Consider the following 20,821-nt stretch of genomic DNA (forward strand, 5'->3'; position numbering starts at 1 on the left):
CTGACAACCCGTGTCAGGTTTCCCGAGCGAATGTCACCGGCTCCGCCGGAGCGCCGCCGTCGGGCGCGGTGGCCCGGAGCGTGACCGCGTCGTCGGTGTGCTCGACCGCGAAGAGGGTGCCGGGCGGGAAGGCGGCCAGCGCGTCCGGCGGCAACTGGACGGTGCCGTCGCCGGCCACCACGGCGAAGTTCCGGCCGTCCCGGCCCTCCGCCCCCACCCGGCCGTCGCGGATGGTGACGGCCCGGCCGAGCCGGGCGCCCACCTCGTCGTCGTGGGTGACCACCACGACGGTCGTGCCCCGCTCGGCGTTCACCGTCTCCAGCGCGGCCAGCACCTCGTCCCGGCCGGTCCGGTCGAGCTGGCTGGTCGGCTCGTCCACCAGCAGCAGCCCCGGCCCGGCCGCCAGCCCCTGCGCCAACGCCGCCCGCTGCCGCTCACCGGGGGTCAGCTCGGCGATCCGCCGCCGGCCCGCCCCGGGCAGGCCGACCAACTCCAGCACCGCCTCCGGCGGGTCCAGCCCGCGCCGGCGGGCCCGCGCGACGGGTCGCTGCGCCAGCCGGAGGTTGCGGTCGAGTGACAGGTACGGCAGGAGGTTGCGGTCGGCGCCCTGGAGCACCGTGCCGATCAACGTGCCGCGCAGGCCGGTGAGCTGGGCCGGCGACAGCCGGGTCAGGTCCCGGTCGCCCACCAGCACCCGCCCGGCGCTCGGCCGCATCAGGCCGGCGAGCACCGACACCAGGGTGGACTTGCCCGAGCCCGACGGGCCGACCAGGGCCAGCATCTCCCCGGCGGCGATGCTCAGGTCGACGCCGGAGAGCGCGACCACGTCCCCCGCCGCGGCCGGATAGATGTGCACCAGCCGGTGGCAGGCGACCGCCACCCCCGCCGTCACGACCGGCTCCGGCGGCGTACGGCGGCGGCGAGCGCACCGCTCAGCAGCACCGCGGCGGCGACCAGCACCGCCACGGCGGGCAACCCGACGAGCGCCAGCACGGCCGGGTCGGGGCGGTCGGGGACCGGCACCGGGGACCGGCCGTCGGTGAACAGCCGCTGCCCGTGCCAGGTGAACAGCCAGATGGCCAGGGCGACGAGCACACCGGCCAGCGCGCCGACCGCCACCGACCAGCCGTGGCCGCCGCGGACCGCGCGGGCCGGCAGGCCCTGCCGGCGGAGCGCGACGAAGGTGGCGACCCGGTCCCGCTGCTCGCCGGTCGCCACCGCGACCAGACCGGCCACCCCGATCAGGACCCCGGCCAGCGCGGCGAACAGGTTGAAGTCCAGCGCCAGCGCGGGGCCCTGGCGGGTGAGTTCCTGCCGTACGCCGGTGGCGGTCCGGTCGTACCGGACGGCCAGCCCCTGCGCGCGCAGCCGGTCCAGCACGTCGGCGGGGGCGGCCCGGCCCAGCCACACCTCCTCCTGCCCGCTGCGCCCGGCGCGGGCGAGCCGGTCCGCGTACTCCAGGTCGACCACCAGCCCACGCCCACCCAGCCGCGGCACGTGCCGCAGCACTCCGACCACCTGGCCCCGGGCCGGCTGGGCGTCGACCCCGTCGTATTCCACGGCCTCGCCGTCCCGCTTGCCGATGGACCCGGTCGCCCAGACGGGCAGCGGGTCCGGCGCGTCGGCGACGGAGAGCTGGATCGTCTCCGGCCAGTAGCCGAACATCCGGCCCAGCAGCAGGCCCGGTTCGGAGCTGGGCTCGACGGTCTGCGCCGCCCGGGCGTTGAACCGCCAGCGGCGGGGGTCGGCGAGCTGGTCGGCGGTGAGCAGCACCGCGTCGTCGTCGCCGTGCCGCAGCTCGGTGATCCGGACCTGCGCCTCGTCGCGCACGAACGGGGCGTCGACCTCAAGACCGACCAGCCGGCAGTCCGGCACGCACTCGGGGATCAGCAGCCGGTGCTCCGCCCGGCCGGGCTTCAGCCGCTCCGGGGTGGGCACCTGGCGGATCCCGGACCGGCTGGCCACCACGACGTACAGCCGGGGTTGCTGCTCCAGGGGGAAGAAGCGCGGGTCGTAACTGGTGGTCACAGCGACGGTGACCGCCGGCGCGCGGACCGCGACCGGGTCCGCCAGCGGCTTCGGACGCAGCGTCGCCGCGAGGTCCGCCATGGTCCCGCCGTACGCCGGGTGGGGCGGGACCACGGCCGCCAGCCGGTCGGCGGAGACGGCCAGCACCGGCATCCCGGCCCGTTGCGGAGCGCTCTGCACGGCGGCCATGGCGAAGCGCCCCTCGGGATCGGTCGCCCGGACGGCATCCAGCAGGTGCCGCCGGGACAGCGCCTCGACCCCGACCACCCGGTCCGCGCCCACCTCGACGGCGGCCCGGTCGGCGTAGGCGTCCCGCGCCACGCCGCGCACCCCGGCGGTGAAGGCGAGCATGCCGAGCACGACGGTGAGCAGGGCGATCAGCGGGCGCAGCCGCGGCTGGCGGGCGAACTGGACCAGGCCGAGGCCGACCCCGACCCGCCCCCGGCGCAGCAGGGCGGCGCCGATCGCCGCGCCGGCCGCCATGGCGAGCCGGGCCACCAGCACGCCGCCCGCGAGCGCCACCGCGACCGGCGCCAGCAGGGCGAGCCCGGACGGCGTACCGCCGGTGCGCAGCTGCACCACGGCGGCCACCGCCACGGAGAGCACCACCACATCGCCGGCGCCCGCCCGCCAGCCCCGGGTCCGGGCCGGCACCCGGCGCAGCAGGTCGACCACCGGTGCGGACATCGTCCGGGCCTGGGCGAGCAGCACCGCGGCGAGCGCGCCGGCGGCGGCGACCAGGCCGTAGCCGATCGCCGTCCGGTCCAGCCCCACCGCCGGTTCCTCGCCGAGGGCGTATCGGGCGAGCAGGCCCACCGCGCCGAGACCGGCCAGGCAGCCGACGGGGACGGCGGCCAGCACCGGCACCGCGTGCTCGCCGGCCGCGAGGGCCCACAACCGCCGCCGGCGGATCCCGCGCAGCAGCAGCAACCCCTGCTCCGGCCGCCGCTCGTCGACGGCCGAACCGACCGCCACGAAGAGCACCAGCCAGCAGAGCAACACCAGCAGGGCCGCCCCCAGCGCCACCCCGTCGTCCAGTTGTCGCCGGTCGAGGGCGATCCGGTCGAGCAGCGCGGCCAGCTCGCTGCCCGCCGCCAGACCCCGGTGGCCCGCCGCCTCGGCGACCGAGGTCACCTCGGCGGCGAGTTCGCCGGCGGGCCGGGTACGCAGCAGGTGCTCGCTGACGTACAGGTCGGCGACCGGCTGGTAGGTGAGGGCCTCGCCGTCGAGATCGGACAGCGCGCCGGAGACGAAGAGGGCGTCCTCCGGGCTGCCCACCGCGGACGTCGAGGGCCGACCCGGCGGGGCGGGGCGCAGGTATTCACCGCCGAGCCAGTACGGGTCGGCCGGGTCCAGCGGCCGGTAGACGCCGACCACCCGCATCGGGATGCTCTGGAACGTGATCGGATCACCGACGCCGACGTCCAGCTCGGCGGCGGTGTTCGCGCTCATCATCACCGGGAACGGTGGCGCCGGCGGGGCGGTGGTCGGGCAACTGCCGGTCACCGCGACCCGCTCGCAGACCCCCTGCCGGAAGACCACGGCGGTGCGCACCTCGCCGCCCGGCCCGACCGCCTGCCCGCCGGCCTGGGTGGCCAGCACGACGTCGAACCCCGGTGGCGTCAGGTCGCGGACGTGGCCGGCGAAGTCCAGGCTGGACGGATCGGCCGGCAACCCGCCGAACGGGATCATCGACACCAGCCGGAGCCGGCGTTCCGTCGGCTCGGCGGCGGCGAACTCGTTGCTGGCGATGGCCCGCCCGGCGGCGGCCGCGTACATCGGCGCGGCGGCGGCCCCGGCGGTGGCGAGCACGGCGAGGAGGAAGACCGCCAGGGCCTGCCCCCGGCGAGCCGCGAGCGCCCCCGCGATGACGGCCAGCATGAGGCGACGCTAGCCAACGGACGAACGCCGGGCGGCCCCGCGACCAGGAATCGAAACCCTTCGGTTACCTGATCACCACGCAGCGCTCCGGCGACCGGTCAGTCCCGGACCAGTTCCGCCGTCCCGTCCAGCAGGTGCAGCTCCGCCGCGCACGCGGCGGCGGCGTCCGGATCGTGGGTGGCGAAGACCACGGCCGCGCCGCGGGCCGCCTCGTCGTGCAGCAGCTCCAGCACCCGCTCCCGGTTGCCCGCGTCGAGTTCGCTGGTCACCTCGTCGGCGAGCAGGACGTCACCGCGCTGGGCCAGGCCACGGGCGAGCGCGGTGCGCTGCTGCTGCCCGCCGGAGAGCTCCTCGACGAGCTGGTCTGCCTGGCCGGCGAGGCCCAGCCGGGCCAGGGCGTCGACGGTCGTCCGGCGGGCGGCGTCGGCCGGCGTGCCGCGCGCGACGAGGACCAGCTGCACGTTCTCCGCGGCGGTCAACACCCGGGCCAGGCCGTTGTCCTGCGGGACGAGCACCACCCCGCACGCCACCGCGTGGTCCCGGCCCCGCAGTTGCCGGCCGTCCACCGTGACCGCGCCCGCGCGCGGGCGCAGCAGCCCCGCCATCGTGTGCAGCAGGGTGGTCTTGCCCGCGCCGGACGGCCCGGTGACCGCCAGCACCCGGCCCGATCGGACCGCCACCGACAGCCCACTCAGGACCGCCGCTCCCCCGCCGTATCCGACGGTGACGCCGTCGACCTCCAGCATCCGGTCCTCCGCCCCGTACGGGCCGGCGGCGGTGACGGGCCGGCCTCCACGCCCGCAGAGTGGCACAGCGGACGTACGGCTCACAAGGAGCGACCGGGTCAGTCCGTGAGGCGGAGGCGGACCCGGCGGTTGGCGCGGCCCTTGCTCTCCACCTTGACCACCTGCACCTTGCCGATCTGCGCGGTGGAGGCGACGTGGGTGCCGCCGTCGGCCTGCACGTCCAGCCCGACGATGTCGACGATCCGGACCTCCTGCTCGTCCGCCGGGATCAGGTTGGACTGGGTCCGGATGATGTCCGGCAGGGCGAGCGCCTCGTCCCGGGGCAGCACCCGGACCGCGACCGACCGGTCGGCGGCCACCTCGGTGTTGACCAGCTCCTCGATCCGGGCCTTGAAGTCCGGCGGCACCTCGGGCAGGTTGAAGTCCATCCGGGCCTCGCCGGGTTCCATGTTGCCGCCGGTGACCAGCGCGCCGAAGTCCCGGAACACCACGCCGCAGAGCACGTGCAGCCCGGAGTGGGTGCGCATCAGCAGGGTGCGCCGCTGGTCCTCGACCGCGCCGGTGACGGCGGTGCCGGCGGGCGGCAGCGGGTCACCCTCGGCCGGGATCAGGTAGAGGTCGTCGCCCTTGCGGGTGCCGACGATCCGGGTCTGCACGCCCTGCCAGAGCAGCACGCCGTGGTCCGGCGGCTGCCCGCCGCCGCCCGGATAGAAGGCCGACCGGTCCAGCACGATGCCCTGCTCCGGGTCGGCCGCCAGCACGGTGCACGCCCACTCGCGCAGGGTGGGATCGGCGAGGTCCAGACGGTGGGTACGGCCGTGGTGTGTGACGCCCATGACAGCGCACGTTACCCGTTGAGGAAGCCGGCGATCCGCTCGCGCAGGTCGGCGCGTTCCGACCAGAGCACCCCGGGGCGGTCGTACACGTGCAGGGTGGCGTCGGGCAGCGCGGCGGCCAGTTCCTCGGCGACGCCCACCGGGTGCAGGTCGTCACCGGCGCAGCCGATCACCAGGGCCGGCGCGGTGACCGCGGCCAGTGGCCCGGGACCGTCCAGCGGCACCTGGTCGGGCAGCCCGGCGAGGCCGGGGGCGAGCCCGTCGCGGAGCAGCTGGTCGAGCCGCTGCCGCAGGTACGCCCAGCCGGCCGGGGTGTTGCGCACGGCGGGCGGCAGCTCGACGGCGACCACGTCGGCGAGGGCGGCGGCGTCCCCACCGGCCACCGCGTCCAGCAGGTCGTTGATCCGCCGGCGGGCCACCTCGCCATGCCGGGTGGCGAGCGCCGCGGGCAGGAAGAAGACCAGCCGGTCGAAGCGGTCCGGGCTCTCCGACAGCAGCCGGCAGAGGGCGCCGGCGCCGAGGCTGGCGCCGAACGCCCGGGTGGCGCCGCCGAGGTCGGCGACGGCCCGCAGGTCGCGGGCGAGGTCGAGGTAGCTCCACGGTCCCGGCGGCGAGTCGGATCGGCCGTGCCCACGGAACTGGAAGAAGACCTTGCGGCCGGTCACCCCGCTGCCGAACGGGCGGGTGGTGGCGATGCCGTTGCCCAGCCCGTGCGCGAACACGGTCACCGGGTCACCGCTGCCGGTGACCAGCCGCTCCAGCCGTACGCCGTGCGGGGTGGCGATCAGCTCGGTCTCCGGCTCCGGCAGCGCCGGCCGCCCGGTACGCGGACCGCCGGGGCCGGGGCCCCAGGTGCGCGGACCGCCGTCGGGCGGCGGTGGCCAGCGGAAACCCCTCACCAGAACCCTTTGCCGTCGTGCAGGTCACGCAGCCCGACCCGGACGTCCAGCAGGTAGATCAGGCCGGCCGCGATGCCGACCAGCCCGAAGAGGCTGATCGGGCCGAAGCCGAGCAGGGTGAGCACCATGCACACGGCGAGGATGGCGATCCAGCCACCCTTGGGGAGGGTGCCGATCGCCGGGAAGGCGTCGGCCCGCTGGGTGATGGCGTGCACCAGCGCGACGCCCTGGATGATCAGCGCGACAACGAGCAGGACCAGCTCGATCACGTAGCGGACGTCGAAAACGAAGATCGGCGCGGCGTAGGCCATGCCGGCAATGGTATGCCGACGCCCCCGGCTCCGTCCGACAGGACGCAACCGGGGGCGTGGGCGGCGGTTCGTTACTCGGCGGCCGGGCGGGTCCGCTTGGTGGCCTTCGGCGCCTTCGCCACCGGGGTGGCCTTGGCGACGGTCGACTTCGTCGCCCGCGCCGCCCGCGGCCGGACGGCCTTCGGCTTGGCCTCGACGACCTCGGCCACCTCGGCCGGGCTCGGGACCTCGGTGGTCGGGGTCGCGGCGGGGGCCGGGGCCTCGGTCGCCTCGATGTCGGCGTTCACCGTCTCGGCGGCCTCCAGCACGCCGGCGCCGACCACCCGCTCGCCGCGGGCGACCAGCTCGGCGTACGCGGCCAGCGCCCGGCCCTGCGCGGCCTGCGCGCCGGCGAACACGACGGCGGCGTTGCGGGTGGCGACGTCGCGCAGCCGGTCCAGGTCGGCGGCCTCGCGCAGCTTGTTGAGGTCGGCGGCCTCGCGGAGCCGCTGCAGCTCGGCCGGGGTCGCCTTGTCGCGCAGGCCGGTCGCGGTCTCGTTGGCGGTGCGCAGCGTCTCGGTGGCCTTCTGCCGCAGCTCGACGCCGGTCACCACGGCCCGGCCACCGAACTCGGTGAACACGGCCGGGAGCCTGCGCAGCTGCTCCAGCGCCAGGTCACCGGCGCCGGCGGCGGCGTAGAGCGGGGCCGGAACGCGGTTGGTCTTCGGCTGGGTCATGGTTACTTCTCCTCCTCGGCCGCGGGTGCGGCCTTCGGGGCCGCCGTCGGGGCGGCCTTCCTGGCGGGGTTCCTGGTGGTGGGGGCGGGCGCGGGGCCCGCCTCGGTGACGGCCACCGATTCGAGTACGGCCTCGGTGGGCGCGCCCTCGGGGGTGGCGGGGCCGGTGGCGGCCGGCGTGACGGTGGCCGCGGCGCCGGTGGGCTGCGCCGGCTCGCTCGGCGTCGGCGCTTCCGGGGCGGCCCCGGCCTGCTCGGCCGCGGTGGTCGCCCCGGCCTGCTCGGCCGCGGTGGTGGCCTCGGCCAGCCGGGCGTTCTCCCGGCGGAAGGTCTCGTAGATCTGGGTCAGCGACTGCTTCTGGGCCATGGTGAGGTCGGGGTCCACGGCGATCGCCGCGAGGACGCCCTTGGCCTCCTTGTCGTCCAGCAGCCCGGCCCGCAGGTACATGGCCGGGGTGGAGACGCGCAGCGCGCTGGCCAGCTGCTGGAGCACCTCGGCGCTCGGCTTGCGCAGCCCGCGTTCGATCTGGCTCAGGTACGGGTTGCTGACGCCCGCCTGGTCGGCGAGCTGGCGGAGCGAGATCTTCGCGTTACGGCGCAGATCGCGAATGAATCCGCCGACATCGGGAAGGTCCTTACCGGTGGCCATGACTCAACGCTAGCTCGCGGTGCTAGCAACTGCAAGCAGACTGCTAGCCAGAGTTAGCAACGTCTCAGGAAGCCCGTTGCGCGAGCGGTGTCCGGTACGTACCGTCCTGCGAATGACCAAGATCGAAGTCAACGGCACCCGGCTCGCGTACGACGAGGCCGGCAGCGGCACTCCCGTGGTGCTGGTGCACGCCGGCATCGCCGACCGCCGGATGTGGCGGGGACAGGTCGCCGCGCTCGCCGAGCGGCACCGGGTGATCGTGCCCGACCTGCGCGGCTACGGCGAATCCGAGCTGCCGCCCAGCCCGTTCGCGCACCACGACGACCTGGTCGGGCTGCTCGACGCGCTGGGGATCGACCGGGCCGCCCTGGTCGGCTGCTCGTTCGGCGGCCGGGTGGCGGTGGACACCGCGCTGGCGTACCCGGACCGGATCTCCGCGCTGGCACTGTTCGGCGCGCCGGTCTCCGGCAACGAGTGGTCCGAGGAGACCGAACGGCTCTGGGACGAACTGGTCGGCGAGGTGGACCCGGAGGACTTCGCCGCGAGCGCGGCCGGCGAGGTGCGCTTCTGGGTGGTTGGCCCGAGCCGGCAGCCGGCCGACGTCGACCCCGAGCTGATCCGGTTCGCCGAGGAGATGGACCAGCGGGCGCTCGCCGCCGAGCAGGCGCTCAGCGCGGTCGAGGTGGGCGAGATCGACCCGCCGGCGATCGACCGGCTCGGCGAGCTGCGGATGCCGGTGCTGGCCGGGGCCGGCGCGGACGACCTCGGGGACATCCGCCGGCTGGCCGACCGGATCGCCGCCGAGGCCCCGCACGGCGTGCGCCTGCCCGACGTCCCCGACTCCGGCCACCTGCTGCCGCTGGAGCGGCCCGAGCCGGTGAACGCCGCCCTGCTCGCCTTCCTGCCATAAAAGGAGGGGGCCCCTGTTAACGCATTCTGTATAGGCGGGGCCCCCTGTTAACACCCCGCCGGCAGCGCGGGCGGCCGCCGACGGATCACCAGACCGGGCGGACCGCTCCCACCGGGACGCCGCCGCCGAGCAGCGGCACCTCGGCGTACTCGGTCAGCACCGGGGCGTCGACGCCGAGCCGGCGCAGCGCGGAGACCAGCACCGGCATCCGGGCCCGCCCCGCGCCGTCGTCGATCTTCAGGGCCACCGCGCCGACGCCGGGCGCGGCCACCGCGATGACGCCCTCGGCGCCCACCTTGGCCAGCAGGCCGGGCACCCCCCGCATCAGCCGGGTGTCCTCGGCCTGGGTGCCGCCCACCAGCTCCGGGTACGCCCGCATCGCGTCGGCGACGGTCCGCTCGGCGGTGCCGGGTTCGGCGGAGACCACCCGCAGGTACGCCCGGGCCAGCCCGGTCAGCGAGACGGCGAGCACCGGCGCGCCGCAGCCGTCCACCCCGACCGCCGCCGCCCGCTCGCCGGTGAACTCCTCGATCGTGGCGGTCAGCCGCTGCTGCAACGGGTGCTCGGGCCGCCAGTACCCGTCCAGCGGCCAGCCCGCGGCCAGGCAGGTCAACAGCATGCCGGCGTGCTTGCCGGAGCAGTTCATCTGGATCCGGGTCGGCCCACCGCCGGCGCGCAGCACCGCCTCCCGGGCCAACTCGCCGACCGGCAGGTCCGGCGGGCAGTGCAGCGCCGACTCGTCCAGCCCGGCGCCGCGCAGCAGCCCGGCGACCCGCTCCAGGTGGAACTCCTCACCGGCGTGGCTCGCCGACACCAGCGCGAGGTCCGCCGCCCCGGTCAGCGCCAGGCCGGCGCGGAGCATCCCGACCGCCTGCATCGGCTTGTTCGATGAGCGCGGGAAGACCGGGGACGCCACGTCACCGGCCACGGCCACCGGCGCGCCGCCGGCGTCCAGCGCCACCACCGACCCGCGGTGGAGACCCTCCACGAAGCCGGACCGGACCACCTCGGTGAGCGGCACGCCGCCCTCGTACGTCTTTCCCACGAAGTGGACGGTACCGAGGGCCCGCCGGGGCCCGGCACCGGGGTGACCAGCGGCGGGGACCGCGGGCGTACAGGTGCGCGGGCGGGTGCGCGGCTTACAGGCCGAGCAGGGTACGGGCCTCGGCGGTGGTCAGCGGCGGGCGCTGGGCGAGCTGGGCGAAGCCGACCGCGCGGGCGACCAGCTGCATGTTGGACTCGACCGGCCGGCCCTTGGCGTACGTGACCGTGTCCTCCATGCCGACCCGCAGGTGGCCGCCGGCAGACAGCGAGGCCAGCAGCACCGGGATGGTGCTGCGGCCGATCCCGGTGGCCGAGAAGGTGGTGCCCGCCGGCAGGTCGCGCAGCATCTGCTGGGCGGCGACCAGGGTGGCGGCGGTGCCCGGCATGCCACCCGGCACGCCCATCACGAAGTCGACGTGCACGTGCCCACCGTGCGGCAGGCCGTACTTGCCGAGCAGGCGCTGAAGCGCGGTGAGGTGGCCGAGGTCGAAGATCTCGTACTCGGGGACGACGCCCCGCTCCTGCATCCGGGTGTGCAGGTCGACGATGAACTCCCACCGGTTGAGGAAGACGTCGTCGCCGAAGTTGACCGTACCCATGGTGCAGGAGGCCATGTCCGGCGCGGCGTCGAGCACGGCGAGCCGGGCGGACTCCGGGTCGGTCACCGCCCCGCCGGAGGAGAGCTGCACGATCAGGTCGGTGCTCTCCCGCAGCGCGGCGACGGTCTCCCGCAGCCGGCCCTGGTCGAGCGTCGGCTTCGCCTCGTCGTCCCGGATGTGGACGTGGATCACGGCGGCGCCCAGCGCCTCGCACTCCTTGGCGGTCAGCAGCAACTCGTCGAGGGTCACCGGCAGCGCCGGCACCTCCGCCTTGGCCGACTCCGCGCCGGTCGGGGCAACCGTGATCAACGTCCCTGTGCTCATGCCGGGATCCTAGCCGCCGCCTCGACAGGAAGTCTTCCGGCGGCGGGCGTGTTAAGAAGGGGCCCTTCCTCTACCGGAGGCGTTAATAAGGTGCCCTGCCTTACACCTCCACCGCGGCGGCCGTCTCGCCGATGAGGAGGTGGGCGTCGTCCGCGACGTTGCGCTTGAGCACCGCCAGGGCGACCTGCCCCAGCTCGTGGTGGTGCACGGCGGTGCCGACGAAGCCGACCGCCCGGCCGTCCAGGGTCACCGGCGTGCCGGCGGCCGGCGGCTGGTCGGTGGTCACCCCGTCCAGGTGCAGCAGTACGAGGCGACGCGGCGGCCGACCCATGTTGTGCACCCGGGCCACCGTCTCCTGCCCCCGGTAGCAGCCCTTGTCGAGGTGCACGGCCGAGGCGACCAGCCCGATCTCGGCGGGGATGGTCCGGTGGTCGGTGTCCACCCCGACCCGGGGCTGCCGGGCGGCCACCCGCACCGCCTCGTACGCCCACAACCCCGCCACCGGCACGCCGGCGCCGCGCAGCTCGTCCACCACCTGGGTCATCGCCTCCCGGGGGACCAGCAGGTCCACCCCGAGCGCCACCCGCCGCGCCCAGCCGCCGCCCGGCAGCGGGCGCACGTCGTACAGCACGGTGGGCCGGGGCGGCAGCTCGCCGGCGCGGAACTTCGGGCCCGGCACCGCGAGCACGTCCGGCGCGGCCAGCCCGGTGACGCCGAGCGTGCCGGCGGCCTGGACCGCCTCCGGGCCCACCAGCGACAGCAGCGCGTGGTCGGCGGTGGCGTCGCGCGGGTCGACCTTGCTGAAGAACCGCATCCGCTCCAGGTACGACAGCAGCCCGCCGGTCATCCCGGGTTCGGTGTCCAGCCAGGTGGTCTCGCCGTCGTCGGCGACCATGGCGTGCTGCTCGACGTGCCCGTGCGGGGAGAGCACCAGCAGTTCGCTGCCCTGCCAGGGAGCGAGCGCGGCCAGGTGCTGGCTGGTCAGCGTGTGCAGCCAGCCGATCCGCTCCGCGCCGGGCACCGCGACGACGCCCCGGTGCGAACGGTCGACCAGGCCGACCCCGGTGTCGAGGACACGTTGCTCACGCATCGGGTCGCCGTAGTGGGCGGCCACCGGACCCACCCCGGCCGCGCGGTGCGCCGGCTCGGGCTGGTCCCGGGTCTCCTCGTCGATTGCCTCGGCGCGCACCGCGCCGGCGATGTCGATCATTTCGCTTCCCCGTCCTCGCACCGCCCGCAGACGCCGAAGAGCGCCACGTGCCCGATGTCGACCCGGAACCCCCGCTGCTCCGCCAGCCGGTCGGCGAGTGGGCCGAGCAGCTCCCGGTCGATCTCGTCGATCGCGCCGCACTCCCGGCAGACCAGGTGGACGTGCTGGTGCTCACCCGCCGCGTGGTAGGTCGGCGAGCCGTGCGAGAGGTGGGTGTGGGTCACCAGGCCGAGCCGTTCCAGCAGCTCCAGGGTCCGGTAGATGGTGGTGATGTTGACCCCGGCGGCGACCTCGCGGACCGCCGTGTGCACCTGCTCCGGGGTGGCGTGCCCGAGATCCAGCACCGCCTGGAGGATCAGCTGACGCTGCGCCGTCAGCCGCAGGCCACGGGCGCGGAGCATTTCCGCGAGGGAGGATTCGGACACCGTCCGATCATAGTTCGCCGTTCCGCCACCGCCGTGGCGTCGTTAGGCTCGGCGGTCATGGTGGGACCGAGGATCGCCCTGCTGGGCCGGGGGATCGTGCCGGCCGGGACGGCGGTGCTGCGCGGGGACGACCTGGGGGTGCTGCGCGGGGACGGGCTCTTCGAGACCATGCACCTGCGGGCCGGGCGGCCCTGGCTGCGCGCCGAGCACCTGGCCCGGCTGCGGCGCGGCGCGGCGGCGGTGGAGCTGGAGCTGCCCCCGGACGAGGCGCTGGTCGAGCTGCTGGAGACCGTCGCGGACGGCTGGCCGGCCCAGGTGGAGGGCGCGTTGCGGCTGGTCTGTACCCGGGGGCCGGAGGGCGGCGGGCCGCCGACGGTCTACGCCACGCTGAGCGAGGTGGCGGCGGCGTCCCGCCGGGCCCGCCGGGACGGGGTGACGGTGGCCACCCTACCGCTGGGGGTGACCGCCCGGTCCCGCACCGAGTTGGCCTGGCTCCCGGCCGGCCTGAAGTCCACCTCGTACGCGGTGAACAGCGCCGCCCGGCGCTGGGCGGCCCGGGCCGGGGTCGACGACGTGCTCTGGGTCTCCGCCGACGGATACGTGCTGGAGGCGCCGAGCGCGAACGTGGTCTGGCTCAGCGGGGCGACGCTGTGCACGGTGCCGGCGACGGAGACCGGAATCCTGCCCGGGGTGACCGTCCGCTGGCTGCTCGACCACGCCGACGAGTTGGGCCTGCGCGCCGAGGAGCGGCTGGCCACCCCGGCGGACCTGCACCGGGCCGACGGCGTCTGGCTGACCTCCTCCGTACGCGGCCTGGCGGAGCTGACCGCCCTCGACACCACCCCCCGCCCCTCCTCCCCCCGAACCCGAGCCCTCCAAACCCTCCTCGGCTTCCCCCTCCCCCCACAAGGTTGATCATGAAGTTTGCGTCGTGCTGCCGGGCGTGGCGTGACGCAAACTTCATGATCAACGGCGCGGGGCGGGCGGGGACGGTGGGCGCCGGGTGGGTGGGATCAGCCGGCTACGCGGACCAGGCGGGCGGAGAGGTGGGGGCTGAGGCCGTGCCCGACGGCGGCCATCTCCTGGGCGTAGAGCAGCGCGCCCTCGACGATGCCGAAGAGCCGGGCCCCGGCGGTGACCTCCTTGGCGGTGGCGGTCCGCAGCACCGCGTCCGTGGAGAACTCGATCTGGGTGCCCGTGCGCTTGCCGATGTGCAGCTCCACGATCCCGGTCGGCGTGCTCATCAGGGCCTCGACCTCGTCGGTGGCCCGCTCGCCGTCCAGCACCGGCCGCCACCAGCCGATCTCCCGACCCGCCGGGCGCACCGGCCGGCTCTGCTCGTCCAGGAGCCAGGCCCGCGACTCGTAGTGCAGGAACGGCCGGCCGTCGTGGCTGATCCGGATCTCCTGGGCGTAGTCGAAGTCCTCGATGGTCGGGAAGCCGCCCCGCCCGCGACCGCGCCACACCCCGATGTACGGCAGCAGGCCGTCCAGGCTCGGGTGCAGCTTCGGGCCGACGCGCAGGTCGTGGCTCTCCTCGTACGGGTACTCCTCGACCGGCGGCGCGTTCAGCCACGGCGGCTGAAGCGGATTCTCATCGCTCACTGTGCCACCTTCGTTCGCGACTGCGGGGCTCGCAAACCCGGCTCACTCCTCACGCTCACCAGTTACCTCTCGATATGCGAACTGCGAGATAGGCCAGGCCACCGGCGAGCGCGCCCAGGCCGGCGACCAGCAGGCTGACGAACCCGATCTCGGTAACCATCCGGGCCATCCTATGCTGAGCCCATGGCCGGTTCCCTCGTCGTCAAGGTCACCGCGGGCGCGGACGCCCCGGAGCGGTGTGCGCAGGCCTTCACCGTCGCCGCCACCGCCGCCGCGGCCGGCGTGGACGTGTCGCTCTGGCTGACCGGTGAGTCGACCTGGTTCGCCCTGCCCGGCCGCGCCGAGCAGTTCGAACTGCCGCACTCCGCCCCCCTGCCCGAGCTGCTGCACGTGCTCCTGACCACCGGGCGGGTCACCGCCTGCACCCAGTGCGCGGCCCGCCGGGACATCGGCCCGGACGACGTGCTGCCGGGCGTACGCATCGCCGGCGCGGCGGTCTTCGTCGAGGAGATCATGGCCGACGGCGTCCGGGCGCTGGTCTACTGACCTCCCGCACCGGCGGGCACTGACCGTCCCGATATCGGCCCGGCGGCCGGGGCCGCTGCCTACGATTCGTCTGTGACCGAGGTGACGGAGGACTTCTTCGCATCGCTGCCGGACCGGGCCCCGGCGGTCCTCCGCAGCCCGGTCAGCGGCACCATCCGGATCGACCTCTCCACCGGCGCGCGCACCGACCACTGGCGGGTCGAGCTGGCCCCCGGGCAGGTCCGGGTCTCCCGCTCGCCGGAACCCGCCGACGCGATCTGGTACAGCAGCGTCGACCTGTTCGAACGGCTGGTCACCGGCCGGACCCAGGGCATCGCCGCGGTGCTGCGCAACGAGAGCACGTTCAGCGGGAACCTCACCCTCTTCCTGATCTTCCGGCACTTCTTCCCCGACCCGCCGGGCACCCGCGACCCCCGCGAGGTGGCCCGGGAGCAGGCCGGACGGTCCCGGTGAGGGAACGGGTCAGCATCCTCGACGGGAACACGTTCCTGGTCTGCGACCGGCGGGGCAACATCGAGCCGTCGTACGACTTCCCCACCGGGCTGTTCTCCTTCGACACCAGGTTCCTCTCCACCTGGGTGCTCACCCTCAACGGGCAGCTCCTGCACGCCCTGTCCATCGACGACGCGGAGTCGTACCGGACCCGGTTCTTCATGGTGCCCGGGGAGCCCACCCACTACCTCGACGCCAAGGTGTCGGTGATCCGCACCCGGTCCATCGGGGGCAGCCTCGACGAGGAGCTGCGGGTGCTCAACCACGAGGGGCGGGAGGTGGAGTTCACCGTCCGGCTCGACATCGGGTCGGACTTCGCCGACCTCTTCGAGATCAAGCACGGACGGCAGAAGAAGGGCCGGGTGACCCCCGCGGCGGGCGAGAACGAGCTGCGACTGGTATACCGGCGGGACCGGTTCCACCGGGAATCGGTGATCACCAGCAGCATGCCGTGCCAGGTCGACGAGGCGGGCATGACGTTCTCGATCCGCATCGGCCCGCACAGCGAGTGGGTCACCAACCTGCACGTCGCCACGGTGATCTACGGCGCCCGGGGCGAGGACGCCCGGGCCACCCTGCCGCTCGGTGGTCACCGGTCGGTCGACGCCATCCGGACCGAGGAAGAGGACCTGATCAGGCGGGCGCCCACCCTGGGCTGCGACTGCCAGCCGCTGGCCGGGGCGTACCAGCGCAGCCTCAAGGACCTCGCCGCGCTGCGCTACGAGTCGATCACCCTGGGGGTGCGGCTGCTCGCCGCCGGGCTGCCCTGGTTCATGACCCTCTTCGGCCGGGACAGCCTGCTCACCTCGCTTCAGGCGCTGCCCTTCCTGCCGGACCTGGTCCCGCCCACCATCCTGATGCTGGCCGGCCTCCAGGGCTCCCGGCTGGACGACTTCCGCGACGAGGAACCCGGCAAGATCCTGCACGAACTGCGGTACGGCGAGACCGCCGGCTTCGAGGAGCAGCCGCACTCCCCCTACTACGGCTCCGCCGACTCGACCCCGCTGTTCGTGATCCTGCTCGACGAGTACGAGCGCTGGACCGGCGACGCGCGGCTGGTCCGCCAGCTGGAGGCCCCGGCCCGGGCCGCGCTGGCCTGGCTCGACACCTACGGGGACCTGCTCGGCACCGGCTACGTCTGGTATCAGACCCGCAACCCGGAGACCGGGCTGCAGAACCAGTGCTGGAAGGACTCCTGGGACTCCATCTCGTACGCCGACGGCCGGCTCCCCGGGTTCCCCCGCGCCACCTGCGAGACCCAGGGATACGCGTACGACGCGAAGCTGCGCGGCGCCCGGCTGGCCCGTACCTTCTGGAACGACCCGGCGTACGCCGACCGGCTGGAACGGGAGGCGGCCGAGCTGAAGGAGCGGTTCAACCGCGACTTCTGGTTGCCGGACCGGGAGTACTACGCGCTGGCCCTGGACCCGGACGGCCGGCCGGTGGACGCCCTCGCGTCGAACATGGGCCACCTGCTGTGGAGCGGGATCGTCGACGAGTCGCGGGCCCGCCCGGTCGTCGAGCACCTGCTCGGGCCCCGGCTCTTCTCCGGCTGGGGGGTGCGCACCCTGGCCTCCGACGAGGGCCGGTACAACCCGATCGGTTACCACGTCGGCACGGTCTGGCCGTTCGACAACTCGATCATCGCGTGGGGCCTGTGGCGGTACGGCTTCCGCGAGGAGGCGGGCCGGATCTGCGAGGCGATGCTGAGCGCGTCGCAGTTCTTCCACGGGCGCCTCCCCGAGGCGTTCGCCGGCTACGACCGCGACCTCACCGACTATCCCGTGCAGTACCCGACCGCGTGCAGCCCGCAGGCCTGGTCGGCCGGCACGCCTCTGCTGCTGCTACGCGTGATGCTGGGTCTGGAACCGGAGGGTGAGCACCTGATCATCGACCCGGCGGTGCCGCCGGGCATGGGCCGGGTCGAGCTGCTCGACATCCGCGGTCGGTGGGGCCAGGTGGACGCCCTCGGCCGCAGCCGCGGCCCGCACAACGGGAGCCGGGGCCACTGAGCCGGCGGGGCCGGACGACCGCCGTCAGCCGGCTCGACCGCCGGAGACCGACGGGGCCGGCTCGACCGCCGGAGACCGACGGGGTCGGCTCGACCGACGGTAGACCCGTGAGACACCCGCGACGGGCGGACCCGCGCGGCGGCCGGCGCTCAGGCCGGGCAGCCGTCCGAGGCGGCGACCCGTACCTCCTCACCGACCCGCTCGACGACGACGCTGACCGGACCGCGCCGCCAGGCGTACACCTCGGGGGTGTCGAGGACCACGGACCCGGCGGCGGCCGGCGCGAGCGCGGCCAGGGTGGCCGGCGCGGGCCCGGCGGTGCGGACGGTCCGGGTGTTGGTGCCCTCGCCGGCGGGGCAGGGGGCGGCGGTCACCTCGCGGGGCGACCCGGAAGGCAGGCCCAGCGCACGTAGCGCACCGTCCAGCGCCTCCCCCTCCGGGCCGGTGCCGGCGGACGGTGGCCGGTAGCCGCCGCCGATCGGGCGGCAGCCCGTGCCGGCGGTGAGCAGCACCCGGCCCGGGGCGACCGGGCGGCCCTCGACGGTGACGAACTCACCCGCGTCGGCGCGCAGTCGAGCGCCCCGGTCGCTGGCCCGGACCCCGGCCCGCCAGCCGGCCGGCAGCCCGGCCGCGACCCGGTCCAGCAGCCCGCGTACGTCGTCCCCGGCGAACAGCACCGAGACGCCGCGGGTCAACTCGGCGCCGTCCTCCATCGGGGTGATCCGGCAGCCCCGGGTGAGCTGGTCGGGCGCCAGCACCACCGCGCCCGCGTCGCCGACCGCGGCCAGCAGCTCACCCACCGCCCGGTCCACCACCGGACCGGCCTGGGCCAGGCTGCGCTGCTCGCGGACCGTCGGCGGGTCGTCGCGCACCGAGACCCAGACGAGTACGCCCAGCAGCACCGCCCAGGCGGTGGTCGCCACGAGCAGCCAACGCGACGCCCGGCGGGACGGCGTGCGCTCGCGGGGACCGGTCGGCGGGGCGTATCCCGGCGGGGCAGCACCACTCACCCGCCCATCGTGTCACGCAGCCTCCGCACGGCCCGCCTCGCCTCACGGCACGAGATGCCGGTGTGCGTCAGGGCTTGCGCAGCCAGGTCGCCGGATCGGTGACGAAGATGCCTTTTCCCTGATGGCGGCTGATCACGCCAAGCGCCTCCAGCCGCACGTTGACGAGGTTGATCGTCGACGGGCTGACCTTGAACCGGCTGCACTGTTCGCTGATCGAGGGCAGCTTGTCCCCCGGCTGGTATTTCCCCGACCTGACGTCGGCAACGATCTCGTCGGAAATCCGGATGTAGTCCGGGGTCGCAGGCATGGCACTCCTCGCGTGGCACCTCCGATTCGATCACGCACTTGTCGGCACGTGCAACCACGCTCCGCAACCATCCGTTGACTCTTTCCAGTTCTTCAAATAAGTTGGCCAACGAGCGCTCCTCGCGTGGCAACGAGCAGGGCTCTTTCCCCCGGTCGGGGCGGGTGTCGACGCTGGAAGGGAACCGCCCGCCCCGGCCACCTTCCCCGGCAGCACTGCCCTTCGGAGAGGTGGTCCTCATCGTGCGCAGGTTCCTCCGGCTGTTCGGCCGGAACCGGTCGACGGCAACCAGCCCACCCGGAGCGGTCGAGCGACCACCTGGCCGGCGGCCAGTACCCGCCCACCGAGCCACCAACCGGGCCACCAACCGCACCAGCAGCCGGGCCACCAACGCGGCCACCAACCGCACCACCAGCCGGGCCATCGACCGGGCCGCGACCGGCCGTCCCGAGAAGCGCCCGACCGGCCGCTCCGGCGGACCGGCGTCGACCGGGAGACCGTCAGCCGCCGCCCGACTCAACGCGGGCCACCACGCCCGGTTCAACGCGGGCCACCACCACCGGCCGACGGCGTACCGGCCGCTCTGCGCCAATCAGGTGCGGCAGCAGCGGTTCAGCTCGGCCAGGCGCGGGCTGGACCCGGCCGAGGTGGACGGCTTCCTGCGCCGGATCGCCGACGAGCTGACCGCGCTGCACGCCGAGTTGGGGCGTACCCGGGAGGAGAACGTGCGGATCAAGGGTGCGCTCCGCGACTGGCAGTCCCGGTTCGGGCCTCGGGTGGTGCGCCGGTGAGCGGGGCCGAGCGGTTCGTCGTACACCTGACGGTGGTGGCGGCCGACCTGGCCGCCGCGCACGTCCTGGCCCGGGCGCTGGCCCGCTCGTTGGGGTTCCTGCCGCAACTGCGGGTCGGCGAGACCACGGTCTCCGTGGCGGGGGATCTCACCGGGCAGCGCCCGGTGTTCTGCGACCGGCGGCTGCCGCACCAGCGGCGCTGCCTGCTGCGGCCTGGCCATGCGGAAGGCTGCACCCACAACCTCAGGCGTTAACAGGGGCCCCCTGCTATGCAAAATGCGTTAACAGGGGGCCCTTCCTTACGCGTTGACGGTTACGGTGACCTCGTTGATCCCCCGGTCGGCGGTCACGGCGGTGTCGCCGTTGCCGTGCCGGGAGAGCGCCCGCAGGGTCCAGCTGCCCGGCGCGGCGAAGAACCGGAACTGGCCGGCCGGCGAGGTCACCACCTCGGCGGTGAACTCGCCGGTGGAGTCCAGCAGCCGGACGTACGCGCCCGGCACGGACTCGCCGGACTCGGCCCGGACCAGGCCGGTGATGACGGTTTCCTTCTCCAGGTCCAGGCTGGCCGGCAGCGGGGCGGCCTGGTCCGGCGCGGCGCAGCCGGCGGCGGTGGGCGCGGTCATCGTCACGCCTCCCCGGGCTCGTCGCCGAGCGCCACCGGCACGCCGACCAGCGAGCCGTACTCGGTCCAGGAGCCGTCGTAGTTCTTCACGTCGCGGTGGCCGAGCAGCTCCTGGAGCACGAACCAGGTGTGCGAGGAGCGCTCACCGATCCGGCAGTAGGCGATGGTCTCCTTGCCGTCGTCCAGCCCGGCGTCGGCGTAGATGCGGCGCAGCTCGTCGTCGGACTTGAAGGTGCCGTCCTCGTTGGCCGCCTTGGACCACGGCACGCTGATCGCGGTCGGCACGTGGCCGGCCCGCTGCGCCTGCTCCTGCGGCAGGTGGGCGGGGGCGAGCAGCCGGCCCGCGTACTCGTCGGGGCTGCGCACGTCGACCAGGTTCTTGGTGCCGATGGCGGCGACCACCTCGTCGCGGAAGGCCCGGATCGAGCTGTCCGGCTCCTGCGCGACGTACTCCGTGCGCGGGCGCTGCACCTGGTCGGTGACCAGCGGCCGGGCGTCCAGCTCCCACTTCTTGCGGCCGCCGTCGAGCAGCTTGACGTCGCGGTGGCCGTAGAGCTTGAAGTACCAGTACGCGTACGCGGCGAACCAGTTGTTGTTGCCGCCGTAGAGGATGACGGTGTCGTCGTTGCCGATGCCCCGCTCGGAGAGCAGCGCCTCGAACTGGGACTTGTTCACGAAGTCCCGGCGGACCGGGTCCTGGAGGTCGGTCTTCCAGTCCAGCTTGACCGCGCCGGCGAGGTGGCCGGTGTCGTAGGCGGAGGTGTCCTCGTCGACCTCGACGAAGACCACGCCCGGCGCGTCGATGTTCTTCTCGGCCCACTCGGCCGAGACGAGTGCGGTGTCGCGACTCATCAGATCACTCCC

The 20,821-nt window shown here is 74.6% G+C and carries 25 protein-coding genes; 7 read left to right on the forward strand and 18 right to left on the reverse strand.

Features of this window, described 5'->3' with window-relative positions; genetic code table 11:
• Nucleotides 1-13 precede the first annotated feature (13 nt).
• The 8 genes from K7640_RS14375 to K7640_RS14410 form a co-directional block, all read right to left on the reverse strand.
• Nucleotides 14-892 (reverse strand): ATP-binding cassette domain-containing protein, encoded by an 879-nt coding sequence (locus tag K7640_RS14375; RefSeq protein ID WP_308042557.1) that lies wholly within the window; start codon nt 890-892, stop codon nt 14-16.
• A complete protein-coding gene (locus tag K7640_RS14380) occupies nt 889-3,909 on the reverse strand; it encodes an FtsX-like permease family protein (protein ID WP_222955306.1) in 3,021 nt (1,006 codons plus the stop codon). Before K7640_RS14380 ends, K7640_RS14375 begins: the two co-directional genes overlap by 4 nt.
• A 98-nt stretch (nt 3,910-4,007) precedes the next feature.
• A complete protein-coding gene (locus K7640_RS14385; RefSeq protein WP_222955307.1) occupies nt 4,008-4,655 on the reverse strand; it encodes an ABC transporter ATP-binding protein in 648 nt (215 codons plus the stop codon).
• Nucleotides 4,656-4,753: 98 nt separating this feature from the next.
• On the reverse strand, nt 4,754-5,491 hold the full coding sequence (locus K7640_RS14390) for an alanyl-tRNA editing protein (RefSeq protein WP_222955308.1): 738 nt from the start codon (nt 5,489-5,491) through the stop codon (nt 4,754-4,756).
• A gap of 11 nt (nt 5,492-5,502) precedes the next feature.
• A complete protein-coding gene (locus tag K7640_RS14395; RefSeq protein WP_222955309.1) occupies nt 5,503-6,390 on the reverse strand; it encodes an alpha/beta fold hydrolase in 888 nt (295 codons plus the stop codon).
• Nucleotides 6,387-6,701 (reverse strand): DUF2516 family protein, encoded by a 315-nt coding sequence (locus K7640_RS14400; protein ID WP_222955310.1) that lies wholly within the window; start codon nt 6,699-6,701, stop codon nt 6,387-6,389. Before K7640_RS14400 ends, K7640_RS14395 begins: the two co-directional genes overlap by 4 nt.
• A 71-nt stretch (nt 6,702-6,772) precedes the next feature.
• Complete coding sequence (locus K7640_RS14405; protein WP_222955311.1) at nt 6,773-7,417, reverse strand: hypothetical protein; 645 nt, start codon at nt 7,415-7,417, stop codon at nt 6,773-6,775.
• A 2-nt stretch (nt 7,418-7,419) separates the two neighbouring features.
• Nucleotides 7,420-8,064: a helix-turn-helix domain-containing protein gene (locus K7640_RS14410; RefSeq protein ID WP_222955312.1), complete on the reverse strand. Its 645-nt coding sequence runs from the start codon at nt 8,062-8,064 to the stop codon at nt 7,420-7,422.
• A 112-nt stretch (nt 8,065-8,176) separates the two neighbouring features.
• Between K7640_RS14410 and K7640_RS14415 the strand changes: the two genes are divergently transcribed.
• Entirely contained in the window at nt 8,177-8,974 is a 798-nt protein-coding gene (locus tag K7640_RS14415) for an alpha/beta fold hydrolase (RefSeq protein ID WP_222955313.1), read from the forward strand.
• An 85-nt stretch (nt 8,975-9,059) separates the two neighbouring features.
• Here K7640_RS14415 and K7640_RS14420 read toward each other — a convergent pair whose 3' ends face one another.
• The 4 genes from K7640_RS14420 to K7640_RS14435 form a co-directional block, all read right to left on the reverse strand.
• Complete coding sequence (locus tag K7640_RS14420; RefSeq protein WP_222955314.1) at nt 9,060-10,019, reverse strand: asparaginase; 960 nt, start codon at nt 10,017-10,019, stop codon at nt 9,060-9,062.
• Nucleotides 10,020-10,113: 94 nt separating this feature from the next.
• Entirely contained in the window at nt 10,114-10,941 is an 828-nt protein-coding gene (locus K7640_RS14425; protein WP_222955315.1) for a 3-keto-5-aminohexanoate cleavage protein, read from the reverse strand.
• Between the two features lie 100 nt (nt 10,942-11,041).
• Entirely contained in the window at nt 11,042-12,151 is a 1,110-nt protein-coding gene (locus tag K7640_RS14430) for a folate-binding protein YgfZ (RefSeq protein ID WP_222955316.1), read from the reverse strand.
• Complete coding sequence (locus K7640_RS14435) at nt 12,148-12,552, reverse strand: Fur family transcriptional regulator (RefSeq protein ID WP_222955491.1); 405 nt, start codon at nt 12,550-12,552, stop codon at nt 12,148-12,150. Before K7640_RS14435 ends, K7640_RS14430 begins: the two co-directional genes overlap by 4 nt.
• Before the next feature lie 81 nt (nt 12,553-12,633).
• On the opposite strand from K7640_RS14435, the gene K7640_RS14440 reads away from it, so the two are divergent.
• The gene (locus K7640_RS14440) at nt 12,634-13,491 is read left to right on the forward strand and encodes an aminotransferase class IV (RefSeq protein ID WP_222955317.1); all 858 of its coding nucleotides are present in this window, start codon (nt 12,634-12,636) and stop codon (nt 13,489-13,491) included.
• Nucleotides 13,492-13,589: 98 nt separating this feature from the next.
• On the opposite strand, the gene K7640_RS14445 is transcribed toward K7640_RS14440, so the two are convergent.
• Both K7640_RS14445 and mtfM read right to left on the reverse strand, forming a co-directional pair.
• Nucleotides 13,590-14,180 carry an FABP family protein gene (locus K7640_RS14445; protein WP_222955318.1) on the reverse strand — a complete coding sequence of 197 codons (591 nt, stop codon included), beginning with the start codon at nt 14,178-14,180 and terminating at the stop codon, nt 13,590-13,592.
• Nucleotides 14,181-14,235: 55 nt separating this feature from the next.
• The gene (gene mtfM, locus K7640_RS30595) at nt 14,236-14,340 is read right to left on the reverse strand and encodes a small membrane protein MtfM (RefSeq protein ID WP_305072220.1); all 105 of its coding nucleotides are present in this window, start codon (nt 14,338-14,340) and stop codon (nt 14,236-14,238) included.
• 23 nt (nt 14,341-14,363) lie between these two features.
• Here mtfM and K7640_RS14450 point away from each other — a divergent pair, with 23 nt between their 5' ends.
• From K7640_RS14450 to K7640_RS14460, 3 genes are all read left to right on the forward strand, one after another.
• Nucleotides 14,364-14,726, forward strand: coding sequence for a DsrE family protein (locus K7640_RS14450; protein WP_222955319.1), 363 nt, complete (start codon nt 14,364-14,366; stop codon nt 14,724-14,726).
• A gap of 72 nt (nt 14,727-14,798) precedes the next feature.
• Nucleotides 14,799-15,179 (forward strand): SCP2 sterol-binding domain-containing protein, encoded by a 381-nt coding sequence (locus K7640_RS14455; protein WP_222955320.1) that lies wholly within the window; start codon nt 14,799-14,801, stop codon nt 15,177-15,179.
• Entirely contained in the window at nt 15,176-17,230 is a 2,055-nt protein-coding gene (locus tag K7640_RS14460) for a glycogen debranching N-terminal domain-containing protein (RefSeq protein ID WP_222955321.1), read from the forward strand. The genes K7640_RS14455 and K7640_RS14460 overlap by 4 nt, the downstream gene beginning before the upstream one ends.
• Before the next feature lie 149 nt (nt 17,231-17,379).
• On the opposite strand, the gene K7640_RS14465 is transcribed toward K7640_RS14460, so the two are convergent.
• Entirely contained in the window at nt 17,380-18,240 is an 861-nt protein-coding gene (locus K7640_RS14465; RefSeq protein WP_222955322.1) for a hypothetical protein, read from the reverse strand.
• A gap of 67 nt (nt 18,241-18,307) precedes the next feature.
• Nucleotides 18,308-18,547, reverse strand: a complete 240-nt coding sequence (locus tag K7640_RS14470) for a winged helix-turn-helix domain-containing protein (protein ID WP_222955323.1) — start codon at nt 18,545-18,547, stop codon at nt 18,308-18,310.
• Between the two features lie 419 nt (nt 18,548-18,966).
• On the opposite strand from K7640_RS14470, the gene K7640_RS30820 reads away from it, so the two are divergent.
• Nucleotides 18,967-19,335: a DivIVA domain-containing protein gene (locus K7640_RS30820; RefSeq protein ID WP_222955492.1), complete on the forward strand. Its 369-nt coding sequence runs from the start codon at nt 18,967-18,969 to the stop codon at nt 19,333-19,335.
• Nucleotides 19,332-19,589, forward strand: a complete 258-nt coding sequence (locus K7640_RS14480) for a hypothetical protein (protein WP_222955324.1) — start codon at nt 19,332-19,334, stop codon at nt 19,587-19,589. The genes K7640_RS30820 and K7640_RS14480 overlap by 4 nt, the downstream gene beginning before the upstream one ends.
• A gap of 45 nt (nt 19,590-19,634) precedes the next feature.
• On the opposite strand, the gene K7640_RS14485 is transcribed toward K7640_RS14480, so the two are convergent.
• Both K7640_RS14485 and K7640_RS14490 read right to left on the reverse strand, forming a co-directional pair.
• Nucleotides 19,635-19,958 carry a DUF1416 domain-containing protein gene (locus K7640_RS14485; RefSeq protein WP_222955325.1) on the reverse strand — a complete coding sequence of 108 codons (324 nt, stop codon included), beginning with the start codon at nt 19,956-19,958 and terminating at the stop codon, nt 19,635-19,637.
• A gap of 2 nt (nt 19,959-19,960) precedes the next feature.
• Nucleotides 19,961-20,809 (reverse strand): sulfurtransferase, encoded by an 849-nt coding sequence (locus tag K7640_RS14490; RefSeq protein WP_222955326.1) that lies wholly within the window; start codon nt 20,807-20,809, stop codon nt 19,961-19,963.
• Nucleotides 20,810-20,821 lie beyond the last annotated feature (12 nt).

It is taken from the genome of Micromonospora sp. PLK6-60 (genome assembly GCF_019890675.1).
Taxonomy (GTDB): domain Bacteria; phylum Actinomycetota; class Actinomycetes; order Mycobacteriales; family Micromonosporaceae; genus Micromonospora.

Bases quoted from the DNA above. Each gene is read 5' to 3' on its own strand.
- K7640_RS14380 (WP_222955306.1), bottom strand. From the start codon at position 3,909: ATGCTGGCCGTCATCGCGGGGGCGCTCGCGGCTCGCCGGGGGCAGGCC.
- K7640_RS14385 (WP_222955307.1), bottom strand. From the start codon at position 4,655: ATGCTGGAGGTCGACGGCGTCACCGTCGGATACGGCGGGGGAGCGGCG.
- K7640_RS14390 (WP_222955308.1), bottom strand. From the start codon at position 5,491: ATGGGCGTCACACACCACGGCCGTACCCACCGTCTGGACCTCGCCGAT.
- K7640_RS14400 (WP_222955310.1), bottom strand. From the start codon at position 6,701: ATGGCCTACGCCGCGCCGATCTTCGTTTTCGACGTCCGCTACGTGATC.
- K7640_RS14405 (WP_222955311.1), bottom strand. From the start codon at position 7,417: ATGACCCAGCCGAAGACCAACCGCGTTCCGGCCCCGCTCTACGCCGCC.
- K7640_RS14410 (WP_222955312.1), bottom strand. From the start codon at position 8,064: ATGGCCACCGGTAAGGACCTTCCCGATGTCGGCGGATTCATTCGCGAT.
- K7640_RS14415 (WP_222955313.1), top strand. From the start codon at position 8,177: ATGACCAAGATCGAAGTCAACGGCACCCGGCTCGCGTACGACGAGGCC.
- K7640_RS14425 (WP_222955315.1), bottom strand. From the start codon at position 10,941: ATGAGCACAGGGACGTTGATCACGGTTGCCCCGACCGGCGCGGAGTCG.
- K7640_RS14430 (WP_222955316.1), bottom strand. From the start codon at position 12,151: ATGATCGACATCGCCGGCGCGGTGCGCGCCGAGGCAATCGACGAGGAG.
- K7640_RS14435 (WP_222955491.1), bottom strand. From the start codon at position 12,552: ATGCTCCGCGCCCGTGGCCTGCGGCTGACGGCGCAGCGTCAGCTGATC.
- K7640_RS14440 (WP_222955317.1), top strand. From the start codon at position 12,634: ATGGTGGGACCGAGGATCGCCCTGCTGGGCCGGGGGATCGTGCCGGCC.
- mtfM (WP_305072220.1), bottom strand. From the start codon at position 14,340: ATGGTTACCGAGATCGGGTTCGTCAGCCTGCTGGTCGCCGGCCTGGGC.
- K7640_RS14450 (WP_222955319.1), top strand. From the start codon at position 14,364: ATGGCCGGTTCCCTCGTCGTCAAGGTCACCGCGGGCGCGGACGCCCCG.
- K7640_RS14470 (WP_222955323.1), bottom strand. From the start codon at position 18,547: ATGCCTGCGACCCCGGACTACATCCGGATTTCCGACGAGATCGTTGCC.
- K7640_RS14485 (WP_222955325.1), bottom strand. From the start codon at position 19,958: ATGACCGCGCCCACCGCCGCCGGCTGCGCCGCGCCGGACCAGGCCGCC.
- K7640_RS14490 (WP_222955326.1), bottom strand. From the start codon at position 20,809: ATGAGTCGCGACACCGCACTCGTCTCGGCCGAGTGGGCCGAGAAGAAC.